Annotated in this window: 2 protein-coding genes; both read right to left on the bottom strand. The window is 69.0% G+C overall.

Annotated elements, in window-relative coordinates; genetic code table 11:
• Positions 1 to 1,697 (bottom strand): hypothetical protein (locus CAPSK01_RS19855; protein ID WP_034930892.1); only part of this gene is annotated, 1,697 nt, incomplete at its 3' end.
• On the bottom strand, positions 1,694 to 3,028 hold a 1,335-nt coding region (locus tag CAPSK01_RS19850; protein WP_034930889.1), incomplete at its 5' end, for a hypothetical protein. The genes CAPSK01_RS19855 and CAPSK01_RS19850, both read right to left, overlap by 4 nt.

The raw sequence follows: 3,028 nt of genomic DNA, 5'->3' as shown, positions 1-3,028 counted from the left end.
CCGCTGCCACTGGGGAAGTTGCCGCCCCCAAGCGCCCACTCGTGCGCGCCACTGCCGCCACCCCACAGGGCGAACCGGATGGTGCGAGCACGGTAGTCATGCGCAACAGTGACCACGCGCATTGGCTTGCCGGCGTCATACCCGAAACGCGGGATGCGCAACGTCACCTTGTCCATGATCCCGACCGCGCGCGCAGAGGGCCCGAAGTCGTGGCAGGTCAGTGACACCAGGTCGCGCTGCTGCCCGTAGAGCAGCCCGTAGCGCTGCACGAATGCCTCCTGCGTCTCGACGGTCGCGAAGTCGTGTCCATCGATCTCCAGGGAGACGCTGGCCGCGCGAGGGAATTCGGATCGCACCGAATCCGAGGTGCCGGTGAACGTGGTCAGGTAGTCCTGCCGGCTCAGGATGTCCTTCATCTCGGGCGACGCCGCGCCCGCCGTCGGTGAGGGGTGCGACCTCCCGGCGCGTACGCTCACCTGCCAGACGGGCTGCTCCATGCCCGGCACCGGAGTGCGCGCAAACGCGCTGGCGTTGTCCTGCGTCAGCTCGAATACCGGTGCGTCGTCGCCCTCCTCGGCGCCGAGAAGCAGGGCACAGAAGAATCTGTCCTGCGCGTCGAAGCCGTAGGTGCCCAACAGCGCCGCAGCGCGGTCGTCCATGGTCTGCGCAAACGTCTGGTCCGCATCGATCAGGCGCGCGCCAAGATCGAAGTCGCGCACGGAGCCGACCACGGGCGCCATGGTCTCTGGCAGCACATCGCCCATGCCGGCGCGGTTGCACAAGTCGCTGAAGCGCCACTCGCGCGGCGCCTCGCTACTGCTGTTCTGCAAGTAGCCCGCCGCGCCGAAGCGCAACTCGAACACCGGCGGCGTGCCGAGTCGGACGTAGATGGGCCCCTTGGTGTAGACAGCGCCGACGGCCACGGAGCCGTAAGTGATGCCGTTCACATCGAGGTCGCCCGCATAGCCGGACCACATGCGGCACGTGCCGGGGGCCGGCCCTTCCTCCGCCAGCAGCTCGGCCGCCAGCGTGTAGTGCGCGCCGCGTGCGATGGGGTAGCCGCCCTCGAACATCTGGCCGAACTCGGCGGCGCCGGTCACGGTGTTGAGATCGGTCGCGTTCGCCTGGACGTAGTAGATCTGCCGCAGCGGGTCGATCAGGATCGGCGGGACAAGGCCCGGCGTGCCGAACACGAGCTGCTTCTTGGCGCCCGCGCCGACCGTGCCTTCGAGGCCCCCGCTCGCCTGGAAGAGGGCCGTCACGATGGGCGCGTCGAGCATCTCGACACGATCACGCAGCGTCAGGCGCACCGACTGGAAGTCGGCGGCGACGGTGTCAATGTAGCTGCGGAACAGGGTCTCGTACTCGGCCGGGTACTGGGCGCCCGGTGTGCCGATGCGCGCCACCACAAGGCCGCCGGCCCCAGCTGCCGCGAAGTTGTCCAACACACCGCCTGCATTGATCAACGTGATCGAGCCCCTGGACGCCTTGACGGCGCCAGCTACGCGCGCGCCGCCGAACAGCTCGCGCCGATACTCGCCGACGCTCTCGATCAGCTCCGCGAAGTAAGTGCCCGCGGGCGTGTCCGCCGGCCCGGAGCGGAAGCCCTCGGTGGCGAAGTAATGCGTCTGCGTCGCACCGCCGGCCAGTGTGACGGTCACCTCGAGCGCGATGATCTCGCGGCCGGCGATGCTCATGGCCCGGCCTCGCTCAGCGCCAGATCAATGTCCGAAGCGCTCGCGCCCTCGGCAATCTTTTCGAGCGCTGCCACCATGCGCTGATATGCCTCGCCAGCCTGCACGATTTGCGCCTCTTGGTTGGCCACCATCTCGGACAGCGCCTGCAGCTGCTCGCGCAGCACGCGGGTCTGGTCGCCGATGCTGCTGTCCAGCACCCCTAGGTGCCCCGAGAATGCGACGTTCAGGTCGCCCAGCGCGGCGATCTGCGCATCGCTGGCGTCCCCCACGCGCGAGATCGCGTCGAGCTGCCGCTGCGCGTCGCTGATCTGCTCGCCGGCACCGAGGCCGACGCCCTGCAGCTTGGCCAGCGTGTCCTCGAAGACCGCGCTGTAGGCCGCCGACGCGCCGCCGAAGTTCTGTTGCGCCTGGCGCAGCAGAGCCTGGGCGCTGCCCTGCACATCATCCCCACTGCCGAGCGCATTTTCGAAGAGCTGCTGCGCCGCGCCAAGCCGGCCGGATGCGCTCAGGTTGGACAGCTCGCCAGCCTGCAGGCTGAGCACAAAGCTGCCCATCTCGGCGGCCAGGTCGCGCAGACGCTCTGCCGCCGTGATCTGACTGCGCAGCGCCTCGATCTGGGCTTCGCTGGCGTCGGCCTGCAGGCTGCCTTCGAGGCCGATGCGCTGCAGCGTCACATCGGTGATGGCCTGCGCGACCTCGGGGCTCGACGTGCCGGCAAACTGCCTCCACAGGTCGGCCTCACGCTGGCGCAGCAGCTGCACGGCCTGTGCGCCACCTTGGCCGACGCGCAGATCGAAGATGCGATCTGCATTGCCGCCGATCACGCCGCGCAAGGCGTCGCGCTTCTCGATCGTCGCACGCAGGGTGTCGAGGGCGCTCGTGGCGCGAGTGCCGGCGATGTCCTCCAGTGCCGCCGCAAGCTCCTGCATCTCGGCGCGCCCGCGGCGCCATGCGTCGACCAATGACTCCGCGGGCGGATTGATCTCGTCCAGCGCAGCACTCAGGTCCTGCGCACTGACGCCAAGCTCACGCAAGAACGCGTCGATCTGCCCCTGCGCGATGTCGACTTGCAGCGCTTTCCAGCTGTCATACAGCTCGGCCACGACGAGCTTTGCTTCGTCGCCCACCGCTCGCCACAGAGCCAGGATGTCGTCGCGCGTGGCGCCGAGCACGCCTTCGGGCGTGGCCTCGATGCCGGCCTGCCCAAGTTGCTCGGCGATGCGGTTCGCGCGAAAGCGCTGCAGCTCCGGGCCGCTGATGAAGTCGCCCACGATGTTGTCGACGCTGGCCTTCACCCGAGCCGCCAGCTCGGCGGCTGCCTCGGCTGCCTC

The organism is Candidatus Accumulibacter vicinus, assembly GCF_000584955.1.
GTDB classification, from domain to species: domain Bacteria; phylum Pseudomonadota; class Gammaproteobacteria; order Burkholderiales; family Rhodocyclaceae; genus Accumulibacter; species Accumulibacter vicinus.
The sequence above is the reverse complement of the archived record's forward strand: the minus strand, read 5'-3'. Positions and strand labels throughout refer to the sequence as shown.